This is a genomic window from Actinoallomurus vinaceus (assembly GCF_039542055.1).
In the GTDB taxonomy this organism is placed as follows: domain Bacteria; phylum Actinomycetota; class Actinomycetes; order Streptosporangiales; family Streptosporangiaceae; genus Actinoallomurus; species Actinoallomurus vinaceus.
This window is the reverse complement of the sequence record NZ_BAABHK010000005.1, coordinates 13,987-39,925: the sequence shown is the minus strand read 5'-3', so window position 1 is coordinate 39,925 and position 25,939 is coordinate 13,987. Positions and strand designations below refer to the sequence as shown.

At 71.6% G+C, this 25,939-nt stretch carries 21 protein-coding genes and 2 riboswitches; of the genes, 10 read left to right on the top strand and 11 right to left on the bottom strand.

All coding sequences use genetic code 11. The features are described 5' to 3' along the window. Positions 1–380: 380 nt before the first annotated feature. From ABEA24_RS18920 to ABEA24_RS18900, 5 genes are all read right to left on the bottom strand, one after another. Positions 381–1,037 (bottom strand): bifunctional 4-hydroxy-2-oxoglutarate aldolase/2-dehydro-3-deoxy-phosphogluconate aldolase, encoded by a 657-nt coding sequence (locus tag ABEA24_RS18920; protein WP_345432221.1) that lies wholly within the window; start codon positions 1,035–1,037, stop codon positions 381–383. A 200-nt stretch (positions 1,038–1,237) separates the two neighbouring features. Continuing rightward, positions 1,238–2,383, bottom strand: coding sequence for a galactonate dehydratase (dgoD, locus tag ABEA24_RS18915; protein WP_345432220.1), 1,146 nt, complete (start codon positions 2,381–2,383; stop codon positions 1,238–1,240). Beyond that, the gene (locus ABEA24_RS18910; protein WP_345432219.1) at positions 2,380–3,165 is read right to left on the bottom strand and encodes a FadR/GntR family transcriptional regulator; all 786 of its coding nucleotides are present in this window, start codon (positions 3,163–3,165) and stop codon (positions 2,380–2,382) included. The genes dgoD and ABEA24_RS18910 overlap by 4 nt, the downstream gene beginning before the upstream one ends. 165 nt (positions 3,166–3,330) lie before the next feature. After that, positions 3,331–4,095 carry an SDR family NAD(P)-dependent oxidoreductase gene (locus ABEA24_RS18905; RefSeq protein WP_345432218.1) on the bottom strand — a complete coding sequence of 255 codons (765 nt, stop codon included), beginning with the start codon at positions 4,093–4,095 and terminating at the stop codon, positions 3,331–3,333. 363 nt (positions 4,096–4,458) lie between these two features. After that, a complete protein-coding gene (locus tag ABEA24_RS18900) occupies positions 4,459–5,637 on the bottom strand; it encodes a glycoside hydrolase family 64 protein (RefSeq protein WP_345432770.1) in 1,179 nt (392 codons plus the stop codon). A 312-nt stretch (positions 5,638–5,949) separates the two neighbouring features. Between ABEA24_RS18900 and ABEA24_RS18895 the strand changes: the two genes are divergently transcribed. The 3 genes from ABEA24_RS18895 (at position 5,950) to ABEA24_RS18885 (ending at position 10,290) form a co-directional block, all read left to right on the top strand. Beyond that, positions 5,950–7,326 (top strand): LVIVD repeat-containing protein, encoded by a 1,377-nt coding sequence (locus ABEA24_RS18895; RefSeq protein WP_345432216.1) that lies wholly within the window; start codon positions 5,950–5,952, stop codon positions 7,324–7,326. A gap of 275 nt (positions 7,327–7,601) precedes the next feature. After that, positions 7,602–7,752, top strand: a riboswitch (cyclic di-AMP (ydaO/yuaA leader). Continuing rightward, entirely contained in the window at positions 7,751–8,752 is a 1,002-nt protein-coding gene (locus ABEA24_RS18890) for a CHAP domain-containing protein (RefSeq protein WP_345432215.1), read from the top strand. It overlaps the preceding riboswitch by 2 nt. 202 nt (positions 8,753–8,954) lie before the next feature. Continuing rightward, a riboswitch (cyclic di-AMP (ydaO/yuaA leader) is annotated at positions 8,955–9,149 on the top strand. 4 nt (positions 9,150–9,153) lie between these two features. Next, positions 9,154–10,290: a C40 family peptidase gene (locus ABEA24_RS18885; RefSeq protein WP_345432214.1), complete on the top strand. Its 1,137-nt coding sequence runs from the start codon at positions 9,154–9,156 to the stop codon at positions 10,288–10,290. A gap of 152 nt (positions 10,291–10,442) precedes the next feature. On the opposite strand, the gene ABEA24_RS18880 is transcribed toward ABEA24_RS18885, so the two are convergent. Continuing rightward, a complete protein-coding gene (locus ABEA24_RS18880) occupies positions 10,443–11,774 on the bottom strand; it encodes a class II 3-deoxy-7-phosphoheptulonate synthase (protein WP_425551206.1) in 1,332 nt (443 codons plus the stop codon). 185 nt (positions 11,775–11,959) lie between these two features. Here ABEA24_RS18880 and ABEA24_RS18875 point away from each other — a divergent pair, with 185 nt between their 5' ends. Further along, on the top strand, positions 11,960–13,288 hold the full coding sequence (locus tag ABEA24_RS18875; protein ID WP_345432212.1) for a tetratricopeptide repeat protein: 1,329 nt from the start codon (positions 11,960–11,962) through the stop codon (positions 13,286–13,288). A gap of 238 nt (positions 13,289–13,526) precedes the next feature. Continuing rightward, the gene (locus ABEA24_RS18870; protein ID WP_345432211.1) at positions 13,527–15,206 is read left to right on the top strand and encodes a substrate-binding domain-containing protein; all 1,680 of its coding nucleotides are present in this window, start codon (positions 13,527–13,529) and stop codon (positions 15,204–15,206) included. A gap of 5 nt (positions 15,207–15,211) precedes the next feature. Here the strand turns inward: ABEA24_RS18870 and ABEA24_RS18865 are convergent, their stop codons facing one another. Further along, complete coding sequence (locus ABEA24_RS18865; RefSeq protein ID WP_345432210.1) at positions 15,212–16,336, bottom strand: DegT/DnrJ/EryC1/StrS family aminotransferase; 1,125 nt, start codon at positions 16,334–16,336, stop codon at positions 15,212–15,214. A 129-nt stretch (positions 16,337–16,465) separates the two neighbouring features. Here ABEA24_RS18865 and ABEA24_RS18860 point away from each other — a divergent pair, with 129 nt between their 5' ends. After that, positions 16,466–17,203, top strand: a complete 738-nt coding sequence (locus ABEA24_RS18860) for a M50 family metallopeptidase (protein WP_345432209.1) — start codon at positions 16,466–16,468, stop codon at positions 17,201–17,203. A gap of 4 nt (positions 17,204–17,207) precedes the next feature. Here the strand turns inward: ABEA24_RS18860 and ABEA24_RS18855 are convergent, their stop codons facing one another. Then, entirely contained in the window at positions 17,208–17,891 is a 684-nt protein-coding gene (locus ABEA24_RS18855; RefSeq protein ID WP_345432208.1) for a COG4315 family predicted lipoprotein, read from the bottom strand. Positions 17,892–18,173: 282 nt separating this feature from the next. Further along, entirely contained in the window at positions 18,174–19,178 is a 1,005-nt protein-coding gene (locus ABEA24_RS18850; protein WP_345432207.1) for a hypothetical protein, read from the bottom strand. Between the two features lie 154 nt (positions 19,179–19,332). Between ABEA24_RS18850 and ABEA24_RS18845 the strand changes: the two genes are divergently transcribed. The 4 genes from ABEA24_RS18845 to ABEA24_RS18830 are packed head-to-tail and all read left to right on the top strand — an operon-like array spanning position 19,333 to position 24,632. Next, positions 19,333–21,036, top strand: a complete 1,704-nt coding sequence (locus ABEA24_RS18845) for an ABC transporter substrate-binding protein (RefSeq protein ID WP_345432206.1) — start codon at positions 19,333–19,335, stop codon at positions 21,034–21,036. 28 nt (positions 21,037–21,064) lie between these two features. Then, positions 21,065–22,024 (top strand): ABC transporter permease, encoded by a 960-nt coding sequence (locus ABEA24_RS18840; RefSeq protein WP_345432205.1) that lies wholly within the window; start codon positions 21,065–21,067, stop codon positions 22,022–22,024. Beyond that, positions 22,021–23,010, top strand: coding sequence for an ABC transporter permease (locus ABEA24_RS18835; RefSeq protein WP_345432204.1), 990 nt, complete (start codon positions 22,021–22,023; stop codon positions 23,008–23,010). Before ABEA24_RS18840 ends, ABEA24_RS18835 begins: the two co-directional genes overlap by 4 nt. After that, positions 23,007–24,632, top strand: a complete 1,626-nt coding sequence (locus ABEA24_RS18830) for an ABC transporter ATP-binding protein (RefSeq protein ID WP_345432203.1) — start codon at positions 23,007–23,009, stop codon at positions 24,630–24,632. Before ABEA24_RS18835 ends, ABEA24_RS18830 begins: the two co-directional genes overlap by 4 nt. A 91-nt stretch (positions 24,633–24,723) precedes the next feature. Here ABEA24_RS18830 and ABEA24_RS18825 read toward each other — a convergent pair whose 3' ends face one another. Continuing rightward, on the bottom strand, positions 24,724–25,092 hold the full coding sequence (locus ABEA24_RS18825; RefSeq protein WP_345432202.1) for a hypothetical protein: 369 nt from the start codon (positions 25,090–25,092) through the stop codon (positions 24,724–24,726). A gap of 343 nt (positions 25,093–25,435) precedes the next feature. After that, entirely contained in the window at positions 25,436–25,804 is a 369-nt protein-coding gene (locus ABEA24_RS18820) for a hypothetical protein (RefSeq protein WP_345432201.1), read from the bottom strand. Between the last annotated feature and the right edge of the window lie 135 nt (positions 25,805–25,939).

The window sequence follows — 25,939 nt, the reverse complement described above, 5'->3', positions numbered from 1 at the left end:
CGCCGGGCCATCGCCCCCGACCAGAGACCCTCGCCGCATCACACCGGCACCCCTCCCCTGCATTCACCGCCGCCGATCGCCGGGCCATCGCCCCCGACCAGAGACCCTCGCCGCATCACACCGGCACCCCTCCCCTGCATTCACCGCCGCCGGTCACCGGGCCATCGCCCCCGACCAGAGACCCTCGCCGCATCACACCGGCACCCCTCCCCTGCATTCACCGCCGCCGGTCACCGGGCCATCGCCCCCGACCAGAGACCCTCGCCGCATCACACCGACACCCCTGCCCTGCACTCGCCACGGTCGATCGGCGACCGCGGCCTTCGGGCGCGGACCGTCGTCGTGTCGATCCGTTGTCCCTTCCCACATGACGCGTCACGTCACGTGGTCCAGGCTGCGACGGCATCGCGGAAGCGGCGGGCGCGTTCGCGCAGGGCGGCGAGGTCGCCGCCGTGCGGCGCGTCACCGGCGAGCGGGGAGGCGACACCGACCGCGACGGCGCCGGCCGCGAGGTACTCCTCCGCGCGCTCGGCGTCCACGCCCCCCACGGGGATGAGAGGGACGTCCGGAAACGGGTCCCGCAGCGCCCGGATGTAACCCGGTCCGTGCTGAGCGGCCGGAAAGATCTTCACCGCCGTGGCACCGAGCAGGTGCGCCTGCCACAGCTCTGTGGGTGTGAGCGCCCCGGTCAGGACCGGCATGCCCCGCTCGATCGCCCGGGTGACGCCCTCCCCCATCGCCGGGGTCACCGCGAACGACGCCCCTGCGCCGGCTGCGGCGTCGGCGTCCTCCGCGCGCAGCACGGTGCCCGCCCCGAGCCGGAACTCCGACCCCAGCTCCGCGCGGATCCGCGTGATCACGGCCAGGGCGTCCGCCCCGGTGAGCGACACCTCCAGCAGGTCGACACCCTCCTCGGCCAGGGCGACGGCGGCCCGTACGGACGCGTCCGGGTCGCGGCCTCGGATGATCCCGAGGATCCGCCGGGCGCGCAACGCCGCGAGCAGCTCCGTCCCGTCGAGTCTCGTCGGCTCGGTCATGTAGAGATCACCGTCCTCCTGTCGCTGCCGGGTCACCGGCCCGTCGCACGTCCGCGATACCGGCTTCGGCTCTGCCCGTCGTCGCCGGGACCACCGCCCGGCCCCACCGCACGCCCGCGACACCGGTCACGGCCCAACCCGACGCCGGTCGCAGGTCGGGCGGGCGCCGTCGCGTCGATCGGTCCCCCATGGCGTTCCGTTCACCACTCGGCCAGGGATCCGTCGTCGTGGCGCCATACCGGGTTGCGCCAGGCGTGGGGTCGCCGGTCGGCCTCGCGTACCGCGGCCTCGTCCACGGAGACGCCGAGGCCGGGCAGGTCGCTCCGCGCGGCGTACCCGTCGGTGAACGTGAACAGCGTCCGATCGAGGACGTAGTCGAGCAGTTCGGCGTCCGTGTTGTAGTGGATGCCCGCGCTCTGTTCCTGGATCAGGAAGTTCGGCGTCGCGAACGCCACCTGCAGGCTGGCGGCCAGCGCGATCGGTCCCAGGGGGCAGTGCGGGGCGAGCTGCACGTCGAACGTCTCGGCCAGCACGGCGATGCGCCGGGTCTCGGAGATGCCACCGGCGTGGGAGAGGTCCGGCTGGGCGATCGACAGGCCCGCCTGGAAGGCGGGCAGGAAGTCGGTGCGGGAGTACAGCCGTTCGCCGAGCGCGAGCGGCACGGTGGTGCCGCTCGCCAGCTCACCGAGCCGGGAGAGGTACTCCGGGGCGACCGGCTCCTCCACGAACATGGGGTGCAGGGGCGCGACGGCGGCGATGATCCGCCGGGCGGCGGGCACCGTGGCGCGGCCGTGCGCGTCGAGGGCGAAGTCGCGCGAGGGGCCCAGCACGTCGCGGGCGATCTCAGCGCGTTCGACGATCCCGTGGATCTCCGCCGCGGTGGGTACGCGGGACAGGCGGCCGGAGACGTTCATCTTCACGGCGGTGAAGCCGGCCTCCACCTGCTCGGCCAGCGCGTCACGGAGCCGTGTGGGCTCGTCGCCGCCCACCCAGGCGTAGACGCGGACCCGGTCGCGGACCGGCCCGCCCAGCAGGGCGTGCACCGGCGCCCCGTAGTACCGGCCCGCGAGGTCCCACAGCGCCTGATCGAGTCCGGCGACCGCGCTCGACAGGACGGGGCCGCCACGGTAGAAGCCGCCCTTGGTCAGCACCTGCCAGTGGTCCTCGATCCGCAGTGGGTCCTGGCCGATGAGGTACTCGGCCAGGACGTCGACGGCGGTGCGCACCACCTCCGCGCGGCCCTCGACGACGGGTTCGCCCCAGCCGACGAGGCCGTCGTCGGTCTCGACACGGCAGAACATCCAGCGCGGCGGGACGAGGAACGTCTCGATCCTGGCGATCTTCATTCCTGTTCTCTGCCCCGATCTTCCCGTTCCGTACGCGGATTCGCGTGGTCTTCGCCACGGACCCGGTCTTCGCCACGGACCCGGTGTTCGCCGCGGACCCGGTCCAGGTCGCGCCAGGACTGCAGGAGGAGTGCGCGCATGGCCTCCTCGGCGGCGCCGGCGTCTCCGGCGCGGATGGCCTCCAGCACCGCGCGGTGGCTCGGCACCGCGTCGGCGGTGCCGGCCGCACTGTGCACGAGCGCGTCGCGGCTCGCCAGACCGGCGCCCATCATGACGTCCATCCGGATCAGCAGCTCGTTGCCGCTGGCCACGAGGAGCTCCCGGTGGAACTCCAGGTCGGCGGCGGTCGTGGCGTCGACGTTCCCGCGCGCCCGGTCCATCCGCTCCAGCGCCTTCTGCAAGGCCGCGAGCTGCGCGGCGTCGCGCCGCTGCGCCGCGAGCCCGGCGACGCTCGGCTCGATGATGCACCGGATCTCGTGGAGGTCACGGAGGAAGGCGTCGTCCGGCCCGGCGGCGAACTTCCACCGGATCACATCGCCGTCCAGGAGGTTCCAGTCCGCCCGGGGCCGGACGAACGTGCCGCGCTTGGGCCGTGCGGAGATCAGCCCCTTGGCCGCGAGGACCTTCAGCGCCTCGCGCAGCGCCGTGGAGCTCACCCCGAGCCTGTCCTGCAGCCCGGCGACGTCGATGCCGTCCTCCTCGGAGAACTCCCCGGTGAAGATCATGTTGGCGACGGCCTCGACGGTCTGCCCGTGCAGCCCGCGGCCGCTGTAGGACGCCACGACGTCAGCCCCCGTCCCGTTCGGCACGACGCGTCACGCCGAGACCCCTGCCATGTCCCGGCCACCGTCCACGGCACCGGACCCGCACGACACGACACGTCACGCCGAGACCCCGCTCAGGCCCCGGCCGCCCTCCACGGCTCCCGACCCGCGTGGCGCGGCGCGTCACGCCGAATCCCTTGTCACGCTCCAGCCGCCGTCCACCGTCAGGGCGGTGCCGGTGACGTAGGAGGCGTCCGGCGAGGCGAGGTACGCGATCGCCGCGGCCACCTCCTCCGGCTCGCCGAACCGCCGTAGCACGGTGGCCTGGACGCTCTTCGCCCGGTCCGCCTCGGTCACGCGGTCCCAGGCGGCGGTCATGATCGGCCCGGGGATGACGCAGTTGACGCGCGCCGCGGGGCCGTACTCCACCGCGAGCTGCCGGGTCAGCGCGACGAGGCCACCCTTGGCCGCCGCGTACGCAGGATGGCCGGGCAGCCCGACGAGGGCGTGCACCGACGAGGTGATCACCATGGCGCCGTGGCGTTCGGCGATGCCGGGCAGGAGCCGTCGCGCACCCAGGAACGCCGCCGTCAGGCACACGTCGATCTGGCGGCGCCAGGAGTCGGGCGACATGGCGTGCGCGGGCGCCACCTCGACGACGTACGCGTTGCTGACCAGGACGTCGACGGCGCCGAACGACTCTTCGGCCGTCCAGGCGGCGCGCTCCCAGGTCTCCTCCCGACTGACGTCGCCGGCCAGGAACACCGCCCGGCCGCCGGACTCCCGGACGCGGGCCGCGACGGCCTCGCCGTCGGGCGACAGATCGACGATCAGCACCGCCGCGCCCTCCGCCGCCAGGCGGAGGGCCGTCGCGGCGCCGATGCCGGACGCTCCTCCGGTCACCAGGCCGACCCGGCCGGCGTACCGCCCGGGCGTTGTCTCGCTCATGACCGTCGCCCTTCCCTCACCGGCCCACTCGTCCCCCGTGATTCAACAGGAAGACGAACCGCCGGCCGTCCGGCCCGGCACGTACCCGGGCCCTGACCCGATGGGCCGGGCCGGGAAGCGGCGAAGCGGGGCCGGAAGGACCGGGCGACCGCCGTACGGCCGCGGGCCGGTGCCGGGCGGACGCTGGGGCCTGCGCCGACGTCGTGGCCCGCCGCCGTCGGCGGTCCGGGGCGCGGGCCGCCGCGGCGGCGCCCCCGCTCCCGGGCGCCCGCGCGGAGGATGGATCGGTCCACGGGGCGCCACTGACCGATTCCGGCCATACGGACGAGACAAATAACCATATTTTATTATTAATACCACGCCTCAGAACGGCGTGAGCGTGACCGTCACCGAGGTGGGCGCGTTGTCCTGGATGTAGGAGGCGTGACCGGCCACGTCGTCGAAGGCGAAGCCGTACGCCGCGCCGTCCTGGGACGCCTCGTGCATCGCCCGCGCGTAGTGGTTGGTGACCTGCGTCCGGTAGAACCGGGCGGCGTCGGTGACCGGCTGGTTCGCGTCCGACAGCAGCGTCGACCGGTTGAACGCCGCGCCGAGGATCGCGGCGACCGGGCCGGTCACCCCGTCGTTGGGCGCCGCGAGCGCGCCGTCGCAGAAGAGGACGTCGCGGGTCGAGGGCCGGGCGATGGACGCGGGCGTCCGGCTCCCGCCGGTGAAGGTGAGGCGGTCCCCGGTGACCTTCCCGGTGAACGTGCCGGCGTCGGTCCGGACCGTCAGCGGCGTCCCCTGGTACCTGGTCCACACCTCGTTGATGTACGCGTCGTAGTAGTCCGCCGGGAACAGCCCGGCCTCGATGCCGTGACCGGGCGCGATGACGCGCAGCCGGTCCCCCGCGACCAGCCGGGCGAACTCCGGCTGCTTCGCCACCGCGGCGAAGATCTGGTCGCGGCCGCCGGCGACGAGGGTGCCGGTGGTCTGGGTGCGCGCCCCGGTGAGCCGGATGGCGAGCGGGACGCTGAACATGTCGACCATCGTGGTGTTGCAGAACATGCCGGCGTCGTTGTACGTGAACTCGATCCAGTCGTGCAGGATCCCGTAGTTCGGGTCGGTCTTCACCCAGCCCGCCGGGTACTGCAGGGCCGGTTTGCCGTTGCCGTCGGTGACGACCCGCAGCCGAAGGCGGTCGCCGAGCGAGAAGTAGACCCGGCCGGACATCTTCGGGAGGACGAGCGTCGTGTCTCCGGAGCCCTGCAGCGGGATCGCGTAGTCGGTCTGGCCGCCGGACCCGTTGTCCGACGCCGCGCACGGCACGAACCTGCCGTCCGCCGTCACGCGCCCCTGGGTCCCGGTCGCCGGGTCGACGCCGACGACGTACATGAAGATCGACCCGCCGGCGTACCGCCCCGTCCGGTTCACGACGGTCAGCGGCAGGCCGCCCGCCGTCGCCGAGGTCCGCCGGGCCCGGGTGGACGGGGCACACCCCGTGGCCAGCGCGAGGGCGCCGAGGGCGGCACCGGAGGTGAGGAACGACCTTCTGCCGATCATCCTGCTGTTCACGAATTCCCCTTCTTCGGAGGCGACCGCGTCAGGTGTCCAGCGAAGCGGTAAGGGAACCGCGGCGGCAGGCGCTTAAGGCCCGCTTCAGGATCGGTTAATGGTGCGATGAACGACCGCGCTCCGAGCGAGACGCGGATCGCCGTACGGCGACGATGAGCGGGACGTCCTCGCGGCCGCGCGTCACCGCGGATCCCGGTGGTCTCCCGCCGAGGGCGCACGCCGAGCCCTTGATCGCCTCGACGGCGCTGTATAGCGTCCCGGTCGGATCATGCTCCTTCCCCGCCAGACCCAAGGAGAGATGTGACAACCCTGCGGACCCTGTCCCTGTCCGTCCTGGCCGCGGTCACCGCCGTGGTCACGATGGCCGGCCCCGCCCTCGCCTGCCCGCCCGGCGACGACGACGAGACCCAGACGACCAAGCCCGCCGTCCAGCAGGACGTGATCGCGCACCAGATCCACGCCGCCCCGCTGCCGCCCTCCAGCGCCGTGAAGGGCGTACGCCTCGCGGCCAACCTCGCCGACGCCAAGGGCGCGATCTCCCTCGGCTTCCTGACGTACGGGCACCGGAAGGTGATGTACGTCTCCGGGGAGTTCGGCCTGAAGACCTATGACGTCACCGAACCGGCCGCGCCGAAGGCGCTGGGGTCGCTGTCCATGCCCGGCATGTGGGAGACCGAGGACACCGAGGCCGACCCGCACCGAAAGCTGATCTTCATGGCGCGCGACCCGCGCGCCTTCGGCGGCAACACGCACACCGGCGAGTCCGGCGTCTACGTCGTGAGCCTGGCCGACCCCGCCAAGCCGGTACAGCTCGCGTACGAGAAGATCCCCGCCGGGCACACGACGAGCTGCGTCGACGACTGCCGGTACCTCTGGACGGGCGGCCCGGCCAAGGCCGACTGGATGCCCGCCGACTGGGGCGGCCGCCCGGTCTGGGTCACCGACGTACGGGACCCGCGGCACCCGCACACGTTCCCCCAGCCGATCGAACTGGGCCGCAACGACGGCACGACCGACTACGTCCACGACATCCAGGTGGACGCGGCCGGCGTGACGTGGGCGTCCGGACGCGGCGGCGTGCGCGGCTACTGGACCGAGGGACGGCACTGGGACCCCGTCCAGCGCACCGTGCGCGTGGCCCGCGCCTGGGACCCGGTGCCGTACGCGGGCGGCGGCGTCAGCGAGGCCGCGGCGCCGTCCAGGTTCATGCACAACTCGTTCCGGCCCGTCGGCGCGACCGCCCACGAGGCACCGGGCGGCGGCGACCTCGTCTACGCCACCGAAGAGGCGTTCAACCCCGGCTGCGCCGACGACGGCCGGCTGGTGATCGCCTCGCTCGGCGGCTCGTACGGGGGTGAGGGCTGGCGGTCGACTCCGGACAAGCCCTTCCGTCTGCGTACGGTCGGCACCTGGAGCGTGGCGGGCCAGGAGGGCAGCCGGACGGACACCGACGACTGCTCGGCCCACTACTTCTCCGTGCACCACGACGTCCTCGTGCAGTCCTTCTACACGCAGGGCACCCGCTTCCTCGACGTGCGGGACCCGGCGCACCCGAAGCAGGTGGCCTACTACCGGCCCGCGGACGCCATGTCGTGGGCGCCGTACTGGCATGACGGATACGTCTACGTCGCGGACAACACGCGGGGGATCGACATCCTGCGACCCGACTTCCACTGAGGAAGCGTCGGCCTGAGTGCCGTGTTCGTCACTTTTTCGGAGTGGCGAGCACGGCACTCGCCTTTTCCGCGGTGCCGCCGTTCGACGGCCCCGGATGGCTGCGCCGCACGTGAGAGCACCTTTTCGGGCGTTGCCCGGTCGGCGGGCATCGCCCGCGGCTACGCTCGGTGAGCAGGTGATGCCAGACTTTCGTTTCCGAACGCGTTGCCGTTGTTGCGGAAGTTCGGCTAGATTTCGCCGAGATCGGGCTGTGACCAACCTCCAACCAGGGGGTTGCAGACCGACCGCCGAATCCCGACGACGCACCCAGCGGCGCGGGAGCCGGGGACCCATGTGTCCCTCGGGGTGAATCCGTTACACACGGTAGGGCTCCTCTTCTGGCCCGAACCCGTCAGCTAACCCGGTAGGCGGCCTAAGGGGAGATATGGATTCGATAGGTCAGAAACTGCTCGAGGTCGCCAAAGGCCAGCTCGGCTACCACGAGAAAGCCAGCGGTTACACGAAATTCGGCGACTGGTACGGCAAGCATGTCGACAAGGACTCCTCCTACACGGACGCTCCTTGGTGCGACATGTTCCTCGCGTGGGCGGCCAACAAGGCCGGCGTCGAGGACTGGACCGGGCAGTTCGCCTCCACTCCCGACCACGCCAACTGGTTCAAGAAGCACGACGCCTGGGGCCACAAGGCCGAGCCCGGCGCGATCGTCTTCTTCTCCTGGTCGGGCGGCAAGAGCATCGGCGACATCGAGCACGTCGGCATCGTCGAGCGGGTCGACGGCCACACGCTGCACACGATCGAGGCCAACCACAACAACGCGCTGCTGCGCGCCACCCGGGACATCAGCCAGGTCGTCGGCTTCGGCTACCCCTCCAAGGTGAAGGTGAAGTCGGCCCCCGCGCAGACCGCCCAGCAGACGGCGCAGAACGAGAAGTACGCTCCCAAGCACGCCGCTCCGACGCCCGCCGTCAAGGAGATCGGCCAGGATCCCGTGGCGAAGGTCGACACGCACACGATCGCGTCGCACGACCCGGCGCCCGCGCCGACCTCCCTGCCGGACCAGCAGGCCGCCCTCACCGGGCTGCTCGCCGTCGTCCTGTTCGGCACGGTGGCCCTGGCCGTCGGCAAGTCGAAGGTCAAGGTGCCCGTCTCGGCGCCGAACGTCCGGGTCCGCAAGCGCGGCAAGCACCACCGCACGCCGGTCGAGCTGCCCGCCGAGGTCAGCGTGGCCGACCTGGATGCCGCCGACGCCGGCACCATGGTCATGCCCGTCCTGTCCGCCGAGGCCGCCGCCAAGGCCGAGGACAAGGAGTTCTGGGGCAAGATCTCCGAGCTGGAGGAGGACGTCGAGCTGGCGTTCTGGAACACCCTGCACGCTGCGGTGGCCCAGAACAGCTCCGAGGCCGAGTCCGAGTCCGTCCTCTCCTGAGCGAGCGCGTCCGAACGTCACGCCGGTCCCCGTTTCCTCCCGATCCGGAGGGGGCGGGGACCGTGTGCGTGTAGGCGCAAAGGACCAGCCCCCACATCACCCGGAGTGACCATCCTCCGATCCCCCGGGCCATCTCCGCATGTTCTCGTTGGCGGCCTCGTCACTATCCGTTAATCTCCAGCGAGTCGTCACCGGCCGAGAGACGGCCGGACCGCCGAATCGCCCGTCGCGTCAGCCGGCGCGCCGGGGAACCGGGGACCCACTCGCGAAGCCATGGGGCACCTCCCTGCCTTCGCATCCGGGGTGAATCCGCGCCCGTCGCCGACGGTGCGCGGTAGGGCTTCTCTTCCGTCCGAACCCGTCAGCTAACCCGGTAGGCGGCCTGAGGAGAGGAGCACTGGATGGCGTCATCGCACCCTGCGGGCAGCCGCGATCCCCATCATCCCGGGAAGGGCACGGCTCGCCGCACGGCCACCGTGACCTTCACACACGACCCTCACCACCCGCCGAAGGCCACGGCACACCGTACGGCCGCCATAGCCCTCACACAGGGCGCCCACCACCCGCCGAAGGCCACCGCCCGCCGTACGGCCGCCGTGGCCTTGGCGCTCGTCGTCGCCGGGCTCGCATCGCCCGCGCTGGCGGACACCGCCCGGCCCGGTCCCGGGATCGACGCGCTCCGGCAGCGCGCCGACCAGCTGAACAACCAGCTGGAGCAGCTCACCGAGCAGTACAACGGCCTCAAGGTACGCCTGGAGCAGGCCCAGCGGGCGGCCGTCGTCGCCGGCCAGACCTCGGCCCGGGCGGCGCAGGCGCTCAAGGCCATCCAGCGCAAGGTCGGCCGGTTCGTGGCGACGCGTTACATGAGCGGCGGCAACGACGACTCCCCCAGCCTCCTCGCCGCCTCCGACCCGCGCGCCGTCCTCGACCGGGCCGCGACCCTGCACTACTTCACGCAGCAGGACGACACCGAGATCCGGCAGCTCACCCAGGCCATCCAGAACGCCCAGTGGACCTGCCAGGACGCCCGGGAGCGCGCCGCGGAGGCGGCCCGGCTCAGGGGCCGGCTCGCCAGGCAGCGGACGGTCATCCGGCACGACCTGGAGAAGGTCCGCAGGCCGCTGCTGCGCGACGCCGTCGAGCGCGCCGGCAAGGGCGAGACGGTGCCTCCCATCCCCGGCGGACCCGGCAAGGCCGTCGGTGCCGTACGGGCCGCGCTGTCGCAGCTCGGCGTGCCGTACGTGTGGGGTGGCGCGGCGGCCGGCCGGGGGTTCGACTGCTCGGGCCTGACCATGTGGGCCTACAAGCAGGTCGGCGTCAATCTGCCGCACTACGGCGGCGACCAGTGGAACGCCGGCGTGCACGTCTCCCGGGACCAGCTCGAACCCGGCGACCTGGTGTTCTTCTACACCGACATCCACCACATGGGGATGTACATCGGCGACGGGAAGTTCGTCCACGCGCCGCACACCGGCGACCACGTCCGCGTCGCCGACCTGTCGACCCGCCCGTTCGCCGGCGCCGTACGCGTCGTGTGACGGCCGCCGGACCCCGGACGGGTCGTTCGGATCACTCCCCGAAGCGGGACGTCCCGGCGGCCGTACAGACCAGGGCAGGGACGTCCCCGGCGATCACTTCCCGACGCGGGACGTCTCGGCGGCCCGTACGGACGCAGGGGCGTCCCCGGCGGTCACTTCCCGATGCGGTACATCTCGGCGACCATGAAGGCCAGGTCGAGCGCCTGGCCGCGGTTGAGCCGGGGGTCGCAGGCGGTCTCGTACCGCTGGTGCAGGTCGTCCTCGACGATGTCGTGGCCGCCACCGACGCACTCGGTGACGTCGTCGCCGGTGAACTCGATGTGCACGCCGCCCGGGTGGGTGCCGAGCGCCCGGTGCACCTCGAAGAAGCCGGCGACCTCGTCCACCACGTCGTCGAACCGGCGGGTCTTGTACCCGCTCTCCGCCTCGAAGGTGTTGCCGTGCATCGGGTCGCAGATCCAGGCGACCTGGGCGCCGCTCGCGGTGACCTTCTCCACCAGGGTGGGGAGGTTGTCGCGGATCCGCCCGGCGCCCATGCGGGTGACGAACGTGAGCCGTCCGGGCTCCCGGTCGGGATCGAGCCGGTCGATGAGCGCGAGGGCGTCCTCGGCGGTCGTGGTCGGCCCGAGCTTCACGCCGATCGGGTTGCGGATGCGCCGCATGAAGTCCACGTGCGCGCCGTCGAGCTGCCGGGTGCGCTCGCCGATCCACAGGAAGTGCGCGGAGACGTCGTACGGCAGGCCGGACCGCGAGTCGATGCGGGTCAGGGCGCGTTCGTAGTCCAGCAGGAGCGCTTCGTGGCTGGAGTAGACCTCGACCCGGTGGAACTCCTCCGGGTCCGCTCCGCAGGCGTGCATGAACGCCAGGGCACGGTCGATCTCCCCGGCCAGCCGTTCGTACCGCTGGCCGGCGGGGCTCTCCGCGACGAAGTCGTGGTTCCAGGCGTGGACCTGGCGCAGGTCGGCGTAGCCGCCCTGGGTGAAGGCGCGGGTGAGGTTCAGCGTCACGGCCGCGGCGTGGTAGGCGCGCAGCAGGCGCTCGGGGTCCGGCACCCGGGCCTCGGGGGTGAAGTCGAACCCGTTGACCATGTCGCCCCGGTAGGCGGGCAGCTCGACGCCGTCGCGGACCTCGAGCGGCTTGGAACGCGGCTTGGCGAACTGGCCCGCCATCCGGCCGATCTTGACGACCGGGACGCTCCCGGCGTAGGTCAGCACGACGGCCATCTGCAGCAGGGTCTTCAGCTTGTTGCGCACGTCGTCGGCGGTCGCGCCGGAGAACGTCTCGGCGCAGTCGCCGCCCTGCAGCACGAACGCCTCACCGCGCGCCACGGCGGCCAGGTGCGCCTTGAGCTGGTCGCACTCGCCCGCGAACACCAGCGGCGGGAGCTTGGACAGCTGGCCCGCGACGTCGCGGAGCCGGGCGGGGTCGGGCCAGTCGGGCTGCTGCGCGGCCGGAAGATCGCGCCATGAATCGAGGAGGTCCACGAGACCCAAGGGTATCGAGCGGCCGACAAGCCCGGGTCATACAACCTGCGTATTCCCCCCTGCTTCGTCCATCTCTCTCCCACTACGGTGATCCAGGGTGAACGCGGGCACCGCGTCGGTCGCCGTGAAACTCTGCGATGATGGGCCGATCCCGCAGATCGCCGACGACGCATGAGGTTCTGACAATGAGCACGAACAGCCGCGCCTATGACATCTGGCTCCGCAAGCCGGAGGAGGCCCAGCAGCTCCTCGAGCAGAAGCGGGCGGATCTCGACGGTGACGGTCTGTCCCTGCTGTCCTGGCTGGTCCTCACCAACGAGCGTGACGACAGGAAGGCCGAGCAGATCGCCCAGCAGGCCATCGCGGCCGGCGGTGACACGCGGTTCGCGACGGCGGCGCTGGCCGAGGTCTTCAAGTGGCGTGGCGACTACGGCCGGGCGTCCCAGATCATCCGGCAGGCGCGCGAGAAGTACCCCACGATCCCCTGGTACGCCCTGACGCTGGCCGACGTCCTCAAGGACGGCGGATGGATGGACGACGCCGAGACGATCCTCGAGTCGGTCGTCAACGACTCCCAGCTGCGGCGGCACGCGCTCAAGCGCCTGTCGAAGTGGGCGGTGGACCGCGGTGACAAGCCGCGCGCCCTGAAGTACCAGACGGAGCTGATCGCGCTCGCCCCCGACTACCTGGTGTACGCCTCGGACTACACCCTTCTCGCCTCGCTCCGGATGGAGGCCGGCGACCCGGCGGGGGCCCGCGACATCCTGCAGCGCGGCGCGTCGATCTACCCGCGCAACCAGCAGATCCGGCAGATGCTGCACCAGCACTTCGGCGAGACGCCGCCGGAGAAGGCGCCGAACATCCCGCCGGTCGACGAGCGCGCGGTCGGCGCCCGCCGCATTCCGATCAAGACCAAGATGATCACGCTGCGCACCGGCATCCTCCCGATCATTCAGGAGGCGACGCAGGGCATGCTGCAGCCGGACGACATCCTCGCGCTGTCGGAGAGCCCCGCGTCGGCCGGCCAGGGTCGCATGATCCCGCTGGAGATGATCACGCCGGAGGGCATGGCCAAGCAGCTGAGCAAGTTCGTCGGCAAGATCGGCCCGCTGCACAGCCCGGCCGGAATGCAGGGCGCGATCCTCGAGGCGGGCCGTACGAAGGTCCTCCTCGGCGCCGCCGCGGGCGCGGCCGGCAAGCTGGTGGGCAAGCGCGGCTGGTTCTACCGTGTCGCGGGGCCCGGCGCGGCCATGATCGACGACGTGGCGGCGGCGCTCCCGCCGCACGACCACCACCTGCTGTTCGGCCCGGGCCGCCCCGACAAGCTGTCGGAGGACCTGTCCGCGGCGCTCGGCTGCCACGTCTGCGTCGTCGACGCCAACCACCTCACCGGCGCGTGGGTCGTCGGGGCGTCCAAGGGCGTCGACCGCAAGTGGGTCGAGAACGTCCTGTCCGACAACCCGGCCGGCAACGAGGACGAGCAGACCCCGATCGTCCTCATCCGCAAGGTCTGAGGAACGCGGTTCGGAAAGGCGCCCGACCGGGTATTCCGGTCGGGCGCCTTTTCCGTGAAGTGTCGGCCGGAAGCCGAATCGATCGGCGCTCCGCCACCGAAGTGGACGGTTCCCGGATCACAGAAGACGCCCCCATGAAATAGCGGTGAATTCCGCCGTTCCCCGACGGGGTCCCCCGTCTTGCGCCTCTAGCATCATGGCACCGCTCGAACGGGGAGGCGCTTGCGGGATGCCGGCCATGTTGCAGGGAATAGCCGAGCTCATCGCGCAACGCCAGGAGAACGCCTTCCTGGGGATTCTCATCGTCCTGCTCGTCACGAGTCCGCTCGCCGACCGGTATCTCGTACGGCGCAAGCGGATCACCTATCGGGTGCTCTACAACTCGAAGATCGGGCTGAGCCCCGTGGCGCTGCACGACGGGGATGACAAGGCCACCGCGACGGACCCGCACCTGCGCGAGCACGCGCGGACCATCGACCTGCTCAGCATCGTCATCATTCGCGTGCGCAACACCGGCGGTTACGACATCGGTCCGTCCGACTTCATCAGGCCGCTGGAATTCACCTTCAAGAACCGCGTCATCTGGAACGCGCGGGTCTCCGACGCCAGCACCAAAGAGCTTCACAAAGCGGTACGGGACCGGCTGGAATTCTTCTCCGTCACCCCCGAAGGCGTCGTGAAGAGCAACGACCGCCCCGATGTCAAGACACTCCGTCGGTTGCTGGCCGACCGGCTGCCGGGCCTGGTCAAGAGCCCGCCTTCCGCACCGGCCGAGGACACCCGGCAGGTGAACGGTGTCCGGCTGGCGAACCTTTCCCTCGAGCGCCGGCAGCGATTCAAACTCGTCGTGGTCCTGCGCGAGCTGGACGACACGCCCAAGGACACGACCAGCAAGGAGATCGAGGCGGACGGCGCCCTGACCAGCGGCTGGGTGAAGGACGAGAAGCGCCGGCGGAGGCTGAGCTGGCCCGTGGCCGCCATCGCCGCGGGGGTCGTGCTGGCCATGGCGCTGACCGGCAACGTGCTCGCCAATTACTACCAGCGCGGGACCGACCCCGCGCTGCACTGCGCGAGCGGCCATCTGCGCCTCGAGGGCTCCAGCGCCTTCTCCGACCCGCTGCGGGAGATCGTCCGCCAGTACCGCAAGGCGTGTGGTTCGGCATCGATCGACCTGCAGCTCGCCGGGAGCCGGGCCGGCATGCACGACCTGGCGGCCGCGGGCTCCCAGGACACCGGCGGGCTGGCCGTGCTCAACGACGGGCCGGACACCACCCACCCGGCCATCGACCTCAGGAGCCACCCGGTCGCGGTGGTGGTCTACAGCGTCATCCTCTCGGACACGACGGGAATCACCAACCTGGGCGCCACCCAGCTACGGGACATCTACCGGGGCCGGTACCACCGGTGGAGCGAGCTCGGCGGCAAGAACGTCCCGATCCGGATCGTCGGCCGCGACGGCGAGTCCGGCACCCGCCAGATCTTCCAGAACAAGCTGCTCGGCCGCTCGGAGGGCGCTGCGTCCTCCACCGAGTGCCGGGAGAGCAGCCCGCCGCTCCACGCGCCGACGATCCGGTGCGAGCTGCGCACCACCCAGGAGCTGGTCGACAAGGTCGCCGAGACGCCGGGCGCGATCGGGTACGCCGACGCGCCGACGGCCAAGACCGAGGCCGCCCGGCTGCAGAGGTTCCACGTGGTGACGCTCGACGGCAGGCTGCCCGACGCCACCAGCATCGCCCAGGGCTATCCGTTCTGGACCGTGGAGTACCTCTACACGGCGGGCGCTCCGGAGTCCTCCTCACTACTGAAGAACTTCATCGCCTTCCTGGGCAGCGCCAACGCGCGCGCCGAGCTCAGCATCCGGGGCTATCCCCCCTGCATCGACCGGAACGGCGACCGCAACGCGCTGTGCATCCAGTGACGCGTCTACCGGTGGGCGGCGGCGATGGCCTCGCGGGCGGCGTTCGCGACCTGCTCCATGTGCCACGTCGACAGGCCCTGGTGGACCGGGAGCGCGAGCATCTCGTGGCGCAGCGGCTCCAGCTCGGCGAACCGATGGCGGTCCAGGAGCGGGTGCGGCACCGGCCAGATCTCGATGGAGCGGACGCCGCGCTTCTGCAGCTCGGCGATGGTCCGGTCGCGCTGCGGAACACGTACGGGGTAGTAGAGGGGCGCGACGCCGTCGGGCAGGCCGCGGAAACGCGGGGGGCAGACCTCGGGCAGGGCGTTCAGCAGGGTCTGGTAGTTGCGGCGCCGGTGCTCCCGGATCTTCTCGCCGTCCGCGCCGTGCACGGCCCACTCGGTCATCCGTGAGGACTTGGAGGCGGCGACCTCCAGGTCGGCGACCTGGAGGTTCCACTCGCCGATGACCGTCTCGGTGAGGGTGCCCTCCGCCACCGCCTGCTCGGCCTTGCTGACCTTGCGGAACACCTTCGTGGCGGGGGCCCGCAGCACGCCGGCGCGCGACTGGGCCGCCCATCCCATGCCCTGGGAGGCGACCGAGCGGGCCATGCGCTTCCACGGTGGCCGGCCCTCGGCGTCGATGTGACCGCCCCGGATGAGCACCGCGCCGCCGTCGGGGACGCCCAGGGTCTTGCGCGGGCAGAAGATGGCCGCGTCACCGCGCGAGCCGATGGCGGCGCCGCCGTCGTAGGAGAACAGCGCGTGCGCGGCGTCCTCGATGACGCGCGTGCCCTGCGGCATCGGCGGCATCGGGAAGCCGTAGTAGGAGATCAGGTACGTGGCGTGGCACTGCTGCGCCACCCGGAACAGGTCCTCCACGTCCACTTCGAGCGTGGGCAGCACCCGGTAGAACACGACCTCGACGCCCGCCAGCCGGGCCGCCTCGATCTCCGAGCCGCAGTGGTAGGCGGGCATCGCCATCCGGTGGCCCGGCCCGAGGCCGAGGGCCTTCAGCGCCAGCCAGATCGCACCGCGTCCGAGGTGGGTCAGCGTCAGCCCGGACGAGTCGAACGGAAACTGCACTGACCGCCGGGTGACCAGCGTGGCCGGCTCCATCGGGGGATAAACGCTCATCAACGGGTCGCTCATAGATCCCCTAGCCTACTGGCCACCGAGGTGGAGAATACGGGTTCGCCCGTTTCGGAAACTCGGCCGCGGCGCGGCGCGTCGTACCCGGTACGAGGGCGGACCAGCAGGTCATGAGGATGAGGTGACGCAGTGGACACGGCAACGATCGGCGGCGTGTGGCATGAGGTCGTCGGCACGCAGCCGCACCCGGCGTGGTGGCTCGTCGCCGTCACCGGCGTGGCAGCGCTCGCGGCGGTGTCCGTCCGCTCGGTGTGGCACGTCCTCCGCAACGTCGTGACGATCGCGCACGAGGGCGGGCACGCGTTCGCCGCGCTGATCACCGGCCGGCAGCTGCAGGGCATCCGGCTGCACTCCGACACCTCGGGCGTGACGGTGTCCCGCGGCAAGCCGCACGGACCGGGCATGATCGTCACCGCGTTCGCCGGGTACGTCACGCCGCCGCTGCTCGGCCTGGGCGCGGCCGCCCTGCTGGCCGTGGGGCACATCACGGCCCTGCTGTGGGCGAGCATCGTCCTGCTCGCCGCGATCCTCGTCATGGTCCGCAACGCGTACGGCGTCGTGTCCGTCGTCACGACGGGCGCGGTCGTCTTCGCCGTGTCGTGGTTCGGATCGGCCACCGTGCAGGCGGCGTTCGCCTACGCGTTCACCTGGTTCCTGCTGCTCGCCGGAGCGCGGCCCGTCGTGGAGCTGCAGAGCAAGCGCTCCCGGGGCCGCGCGCCCGACTCCGACGCCGACCAGCTGGCCCGCCTGACCGGGATGCCCGGCCTGCTGTGGGTGTTCGGCTTCGGCCTGGTGGCCGTTGCCGCGCTCCTGGCCGGCGGGTCCTGGCTGCTGCCGGACACGATGCCGCAGCTGCCGAGCTGGTGACCGGCTACTTCCGGGTGATGGGATCGCCGGTCGTGGCGTTGATGACGTACCACGGCGCGCCGAACGACGTGACGGCCTGGCCCTTCATGTCACCCGGCGCCTTGTCCTGGTCGAAGTAGTACAGCGGCCAGCCGTTGTAGACGACCTGCTTGGACCCGTCGGGCCGCGTCGTCGTCGACAGCTTGGACCCGTCGACGCCGGGTCCCGCGCTGGGCGACGCGCCGGGCATCGCGCTGGCCGTCCCGCCCGGCGATCCGGTCGGCGATCCGCCAGGTGACCCGCCGGGCGACGCGGCCGCGCCGCCGGCGACGAACGGCGGCCATTCCTTGGCGCAGGCGCCCGTGCACGTGGACTTGCCGCCCTGGCCCTTGTCCTTCTCGAACATGTAGAGCGTCTTGCCCGTACCGTCGACCAGGATCGTGCCCAGGCTGGTCTTCTTGGCGTTCACGACCGCGGCGCCGACGGGCGCGGACGGCATCGCCGAAGCCGACTCGGACGGCGACACCGACGGGGACACCGACGCGGACTCCGATGGGGACGCCCCAGGAGGAGAGGCCGCCGGGCTGGAAGGCTGCGCGTACGGTCCCCCTCCGCCCTGCGATTCCGGCGTGGTCTTGCTGCCCTCGCCACAGGCCGAGCCGAGCAGGCCCAAGGCCAGCACTCCGGCGGCAATGACTCCGTTACGCATTGTCCGTTCCTTTCCCCCGGTAACGTAGGAGGGCACGTACGGACGCACGCGTGGTTCGCCGTCATGCCCCGCGTCCGCGAGCCGGGAACGTCTCTCCCGAGGCCGCCCAATGTGCCCCGGCAATTCGGTTACCCGCAGCGACGGCCCGTGAAGTGGAAGCGGCGGTTTTCTTTAACGGGCAAAGCGGATGTTTGACCCGACATGCCGATGGCTGGACGCGATGATGACGCACTCCAGGAACTCTCCGGCTTGCGGGTCGAGCCCGGATAAAACACGGGCGGGTCAGCCCGCCAGCGCGTCGAGGCCCCGGTGGAAGAAGCCGAGCGCCGTGGCGCGCTGGTCGTCGGCGGCCAGGAGCGCGCTGTACGGGAGGGACGCGCCGCCGAACGCGTCGTCGGTCCAGAACGCGCCGGGCCGCTTCGCCCAGGGGGCGACGTAGAGGTACGGCTCCGGATGCTCGGCGTCGCCGGGGGACGCGCCGAACGAGGCCCGCCCTCCGGCGGCCTCGTCGCCGGCGTCGAGGGCGGCGTCGAAGTGCTCCGGCCACAGCTGCACGCGGCTCGGGTCGAGCGGGCGGGCGTCGAGGCGGAGTTGCTCCAGTACCGACCAGGCGAAGCCGTACCACGCGCCGAGCGCGCCGGCGGCGGGCGGGCTCACCGTGAGCGGCAGGTCGGGGTCGGCCGGCGTCTGGGGCGTGTAGACGTCCGGGGGCATCCCCGGCGGGATCCCGGCCAGGCCGGCGGCCTCGCCGAGGGTCTTCGGGGCGTGCGAGGCGTCGTCGACGACCAGCCGGCCGGCCTCCACACGGACCTGCCGGTCGGCGCCGAAGAACGGGGTGCCGAAGCCGCCCCGGGTGAACCGCAGGCCGATCTTGCCGTTGGCGGCGTACCGGGCCGCGGCGACGACGTGCTCGGCGAGGGCGTGCAGCGTCCGGCGGGTCGCGGCGAACTCCCGGGGCAGCGGGGCGAGCCGGCGCCAGGCGCCCAGCCAGCGGTCCGCGCAGAAGCCCGCCAGCTCGGGGCGCTCCCGGGCCAGGTCGTCCCAGGTGCGGCCGAGCCCGGACACGGGCGTGACCAGCTTGGCACCGTACGGGCCCTCGAGGGGATCGTCGGCGTACCAGGGCGGTGTCGGCACGGCGGGCGGGGACGGCTCCAGCACGCGGACGTCGTACTCACCGTCCAGCAGGTCCCAGGCCTCCCACCGCGGATTCATCGCCCTCCGTTCGCCGACGTCGCCCTGGTCGCCGGGCACGCGTGCGTGCCGGACGCGTTCGAGGCGATCCGGCACATCCCTAGTTGACCATGGATCGGACCGCGAAGGAACATGGGTGTCAGGCTCTTCCACGGCGAGAATCTGTATGTTTCCTACCTAGAAAGTATATATTGCTCCAGGCCCGCCACCGCAGGCGGTGTCGCCGTTCCCCCGGAATGAGAAACCCTCGATGATGCGAAAAGTCCCCGTCCTGTTCACCGCCGCCGCCGTTCTGGCCGCCGCGTCGGCGTGCTCGTCCAGCGGCTCGGCCTCGTCCTCCGGCAGCTCGGCGTTCGACCCGAAGAACTGCCAGGGCGGGACGCTGTACATCCTCAACCAGGACTCGGCGACGGACGAGCACTTCGACCCGGCGCGGATCTACACCTCCGGCGGCGGCGCCGTCCCGTCCCTCGTCTTCCGCACGCTGACCACCCGCAAGCGGGTGCCGGGCCAGGCGGGCACCACCGTGGCCCCCGACCTCGCCACCGACACCGGCACGCCGAGCGACGACGCCAAGACCTGGACCTACCACCTCCGGGACGGCCTGAAGTTCGAGGACGGCACGCCCATCACCTCGAAGGACGTCAAGTGGGGCGTGGAGCGCTCCTTCGCGCCCGAGCTGACGGGCGGCATCCCGTACCTGCGCGACTGGCTGGTCGGCGGCGCCGACTACCAGGGCCCGTACAAGGGCAAGGAGCTCGACTCGATCCAGACGCCCGACGACAAGACGATCATCTTCAAGCTGCGCAAGCCCGAGGGCGACTTCCCGTACGTCGCGACGGCCACGCAGTTCGCCCCGGTGCCGAAGGCGAAGGACGGCGGCACCGCCTTCGAGAAGCACCCGATCTCCAGCGGGCCGTACAAGGTGCAGACCCACGTGCAGGACAAGAGCCTGACGCTGGTCCGCAACCCCAACTGGTCGCGGACCGCCGACGACCAGCGGCTCGCCTGCCCCGACAAGATCGAGGCGACGTACGGCCTCAGCTCGGCGGTGATCAACCAGCGGCTCAGCACGAGCGCCGGCAAGGACGCGAACGCGATCACCACGGACACCGACCTGAGCCCGGCGGAGCTGGCCCGGATCTCCAGTGACCCGAACCTGAAGAAGCGCACCGTGCGCGGTCAGTTCGGCTACACGAACTTCATCGCGTTCAACACCAAGGTCAAGCCGTTCGACGACGTCCGCGTGCGGCAGGCGATCTCCTACGCGGTCAACCGCCAGGCGGCCGTCAACGCGGTCGGCGGCAGCTCGCTCGCCGCGCCGGCGACGACGTTCCTGCCCGACCAGGCGGCCTTCGGCTACCAACCGTACGACGCCTTCCCCGCCGGGCCCACGGGCAACGTCGCGAAGGCCAAGGAGCTGCTGGCCCAGGCGGGTCAGTCGAACCTGACGATCACGCTGGGGCACCGCAACAGCGACTCCCACCAGGACGGGCCCGCCGTCGCCACGGCGGTGCAGGAGGCCCTCAAGCAGGCGGGCATCACCGTCAACCTGAAGGCGTACGACCAGGCGAGCTACCGCTCCGTCCAGACCAAGCCGGCCACCGAGCCGGGCATCTTCCTGTCCGGCTGGGGCGCCGACTGGCCGACCGGCGGGCCGTTCCTGGCGCCGATCTTCGACGGGCGGCAGATCCTCAAGGACGGCGGCAACTACAACTTCGCCCAGTACGACGACCCGAAGGTGAACGGCGAGTTCGACGCGATCAACAGGATCTCCGACCCGGTCCAGGCCCGGCCCCGCTGGGGCGCCCTCGACGCCGAGCTGGGCGAGCAGGCGCTCACGGTGCCGCTGTTCCACCCGATCTACCTGCGGCTCTACGGCAAGAACGTCAAGAACACCTACCTCGACCAGTGGCGCGGCTCGTACGACGTGGCCATGGTCTCGGTGAAATGACGGGCCACCACGGCAGGGTGGTGGTGGCGTGACCGAGGTCGTCACGGAGATCGGCGGTCCGGACGTCGCCACGTCCGGGCCGCCGGCCCGCGCCCGTCAGGTGCTGCGGACGCTGCGGTCGGACCGGCCCGCCATGGCCGGCCTCGTCGTCACCGTCCTCCTCATCCTGGCCGCCGTCTTCGCCCCGCTCCTCGCCGCGCTGGAGGGCCAGGACACGACGACGTTCCACACCCAGCTGCTGGACTCCGCGCGCGGCGGCGTGCCGCACGGCGCTCTGGGCGGCGTCAGCGCCGACCACTGGCTGGGCGTGGAGCCGACCACCGGCCGCGACCTGTTCGCACGCGCGCTGTACGGCGCCCGGATCTCCTTCACCGTCGCGTTCGGCACGCTGGTCGTGCAGCTGCTGCTCGGGGTGGCGATCGGGCTGGCCGCGGGGTTCGGCGGCCGGGTCGCCGACGCCACGCTGGGCCGGCTGATCGACCTGTCCATCTCCTTCCCGCAGCTGATGTTCGCGATCGCGCTGCTGGCGATCGTGCCGCAGTCGTTCCCCCGGCCGGTGCTGCTGATGCTGGTCATCGGCCTGTTCAACTGGGGCGGCACGGCCCGGCTGACCCGCGGGCAGGTGCTGTCCCTCAAGACCCGCGACTACGTCGCCGCCGCGCGGTTGTCGGGCGCGACACCGGCGCGGATCGCCCGGCGTGAGATCCTGCCGGGCGCGCTGCCGCAGGTCCTCACGTACGCGGCGATCCTGCTGCCGGGGAACATGGTCTCCGAGGCGGGGCTGTCCTTCCTCGGCGTGGGCGTGCACCCGCCGACCTCCTCGTGGGGGCAGATGCTGTCGACCGCCACCACCTGGTTCCGGGCCGACCCGATGTACGTGCTGGTGCCGGGCCTGTCGCTGCTGACGGCCGTGCTGGCGTTCACGCTGCTCGCCGACGGGATACGCGCCGCCCTGGACCCGAAGGCGTCCCTGCGAGGCCGCCGGTGACCCTCTACCTGCTGCGCCGCCTCGGCAGCCTCCTGGTGCTGCTGGTCGTGATGACGGCCGTCGTCTACGGCATCTTCTACGCCATCCCCGCCGATCCGGCGGTCCTCGTCTGCGGGAAGGGCTGCGACGGCGCCCAGCTCGCCGTCGTCCACCACAAGCTCGGCCTCGACCAGCCGGTCACCACCCAGTACTGGCACTTCCTGGAGGGCCTGGTCGTCGGCCGGGACTACAGCTCGGGGCCGGACGTCACCCACTGCGCGGCACCCTGCCTGGGGTACTCGTTCCAGACCGACCTGCCCGTCCTGTCGCTGATCGCCCAGCGGCTCCCGGTCTCGCTGTCGCTGACCGCGGGCGCCGTCGTGCTCTGGACGATCACCGGGGTGTCCCTCGGGCTGGTGTCGGCCCTGCGCGAGAAGCGGCTCACCGACCGGCTGATCACCGTCTTCGTGCTCGGCGGCCTCGGCACGCCGGTGTTCGTGAGCGGCCTGCTGCTGCTCATGGTGTTCTGCGGATGGCTGCAGTGGCTGGACTTCCCGGTGTACGTGCCGCTGACCGAGGACCCCGTGGCCTGGGCACAGAACCTCATCCTGCCCTGGCTGACGCTCACCATCCTGCAGTCCGCGATCTTCACGCGGCTGACGCGCACCGGCATGCTCGAGACCCTGTCGGAGGACCACATCCGCACCTTCCGCGCGTACGGGCTGCCCGAGCGCCGCGTCGTCGGGCGGCACGCGCTGCGCGGCGCGCTGACCCCGCTGATCTCGATAAACGCGGTGGAGTTCGGCGTCGTCCTGGTGAACGCCATGCTCACCGAGACGCTGTTCGGGCTGCCCGGCATCGGCCAGCTGATCGTCCAGTCGTCGAACAACGTCGACCTGCCGGTCGTGGCGGGCCTGACGCTGACCGCCGGCCTGGCCGTCGTCCTGGCCAACACCGTCGCCGACCTGCTGTACGCGGCGGTCGACCGAAGGGTGGTCCTGGCATGACCGGCGAAGGGAGCGGGGGCGTCGTCCTGTCGGTGCGCGATCTGACCGTGGAGTTCGGCTCCGGCGACGGCGTGCTCCGCGCCGTCGACGGGGTGTCCTTCGACCTGGCCGCCGGGAGCGCGCTGGGCGTCGTGGGCGAGTCCGGGTCCGGCAAGAGCACCACGGCGCTCGCCCTCCTGGGCCTGCACCGGCGCACCGGGGCGCGGGTCACCGGCCGGATCCTCCTGGGCGGGGACGGCCCGGAGGGCGTGGACGTGAACGCGCTCGACGACGAGGCGGTCCGCGGGGTGCGAGGGCGCCGCATCGCGATGATCTTCCAGGATCCGATGTCCGCGCTCGACCCGTACTACCGCATCGGCGACCAGATCGCCGAGGTGTACCGCGCCCACTCCGGCGCCGGCCGGAAGGCCGCGTGGGCGCGGGCGGTGGAGGTGCTCGACCGGGTCGGCATCCCGGACGCCGCGCGGCGGGCCCGGGCGCGCCCGCACGAGTTCTCCGGCGGCATGCGGCAGCGGGCGCTCATCGCGATGGCGCTCGCCTGCGAACCGGAGATCCTGGTCGCCGACGAGCCGACCAGCGCGCTGGACGTCACCGTGCAGGCGCAGATCCTCGACCTGCTCGACGGGCTGCGGGCCGACACGGGGATGGCGCTGCTGCTCGTCACGCACGACCTCGGCGTCGTGTCGCGGTCGGCCGACGAGGTGCTGGTCATGCACCGGGGCCGGGCGGTCGAGCGCGGCCCGGTGCACGAGGTGCTGCGCGCCCCGGCGCAGCCGTACACCCGTTCGCTGCTGGAGGCGGTCCCCCGCCTCGACGCGCCCCGGGCCGCCCGCCGCGAACCGGGCGAGCCCCTGCTGACCGTCACGGACCTCACGCGGGAGTTCCGCCGGCCGGGCCGGGGGCTGCGCCGCGACGCCGCGCGCGCCGTGGACGGGGTGTCCCTGGACGTACGGCGCGGCGAGACGCTCGGCGTCGTCGGGGAGAGCGGCAGCGGCAAGACGACGCTCGTGCGGATGATGGTCGGGCTGCTCGCCCCGACCTCGGGCCGGATCGTGTTCGACGGCCGGGAGATCACCGGGCTGCCCGAGAAGCGGTTGCGCCCGATCCGGCGCGACCTGCAGATGGTGTTCCAGGACCCGATGTCCTCGCTGAACCCCCGGCACACGGTCGGCGACAGCATCGCCGACCCGCTCCGGGTGCGGGGCGTTCCCGACGGGGAGGCCCGCCGGACGGCGCGGGAGCTGATGGAACGCGTGGGCCTGGATCCGGCGCGGCACGACCGGTACCCCCACGAGTTCTCCGGCGGGCAGCGCCAGCGGATGGGGATCGCGCGGGCGCTGTCCCTGCGGCCCACACTGCTGGTCTGCGACGAACCCGTCTCCGCGCTCGACGTCTCGACGCAGGCGCAGATCCTCGAACTGCTCCGCGACGTGCAGGAGGACTACGGCCTGACCATCGTCTTCGTCTCCCACGACCTGGCGGTGATCCGCCAGGTGAGCGACCGGGTCGCGGTGCTGCGCGGCGGCGAGCTGGTCGAGCTGGCCGACGTGGACGAGCTGTACGAGTCGCCGCGGCACGAGTACACCCGGACGCTGCTCGCGGCGGTGCCCGTTTTGGCCTGAATCCCCATGGCAGCGCCGGCCGCCCGGAACGGGCGGCCGGCGCCGGTGTCACGCGGATCGTGGGCTCCCCCGCAGGGGGCTCACGGCCAGATCAGTCCGCGCAGATGGCGAAGACGCTGATCCCGACGTCGCTGTAGCCGATCTGGCGGCCGAGGACGATCCAGCCGCGGGCGTCGTCGGTCGGGAAGCTGCCGACCAGGATGGCGCCGTTGCCCCTGGCCTCGCCGCCGCCGCCGAGGACGTGCTTACTGCCCGGGCAGTAGAGGGTGCGCCGCTGGAAGTTCGGGACGTTGGCGTTGGGGAGGGTGACGAGCTGGTACCCGGAAGGCAGAGCCGCCGTCCTGCCGTGGGCGGCCGGCCGCACGACGGGCTCCTTCTTGTCGGCGTGGGCGGCGAAAGCGGTGGCCGCCACTGCCGCGAGAGCCGTCATTCCAGTGCCGAGCGCGTACATCTTCCGCATGCAGGTCTCCGTTCGGGGGTAGCAGGAACTGCATTTTCGTGATCCGGCGACGGCCTTTATCGGCAGCCTTCAGATCCAACGCCTCTCCTACCCGGACAACCTTCGATAACACTCGGTATTTCAGTTTGCCATGCCCTCATCAATGGAATTCCTGGCTATTTACATCACTATTCGCTAATGCCGTCAAGGTCGCCAATAGTCGATTTTGCCGGGTCCCGGACGCGACCCGCCGGGCCCGGCGCACGCGAACGCCGGCCGCCCGGAGAACGGGCGGCCGGCGCCGGACCCCGCGTGGACCCCGGCCGTTCACCGCGTCATGAAAGGCCGGAGATCCGCGGCAGGCTCAGGACGCGCAGATCGCGTAGACGCTGATCCCGACCGTCGGGTAGGCGTTCTGCCGGCCGAGGGCGATCCAGCCGCGGCCGTCGGGCGTCGGGAAGCTGCCGACCAGGATCGCGTCGGCGCCCCGCGCCTCCCCGCCGCCGCCGAGGACGTGCTTGCCGCCCGGGCAGTAGACGACGCGCCGCTGGAAGTTCGGGACGTTCGCGTTGGGAAGGCTGACGATCTGGTACCCGGCGGGCAGGGTCGCCGTCTTGCTGTGGGCCGCCGGTTCGGGAGCGGGATCGCCCTTGTCCGCGTGGGCCGCGAGGCCGGTGGCCACCACTGCCGCGAGAGCCATCGTCCCCGTTCCGAGCGCGTACATCTTCCGCATGCAGATCTCCGTTTTCGAGGTAGCAGGAACTGCGTCACTCGAATCCTTTTGGCCGCCTTTATCGGCGACCCTTCGGATCCATTGCAGCTTCTACCCGCACCCTCACGGGATCACACTCAGTAATTATCGATTACC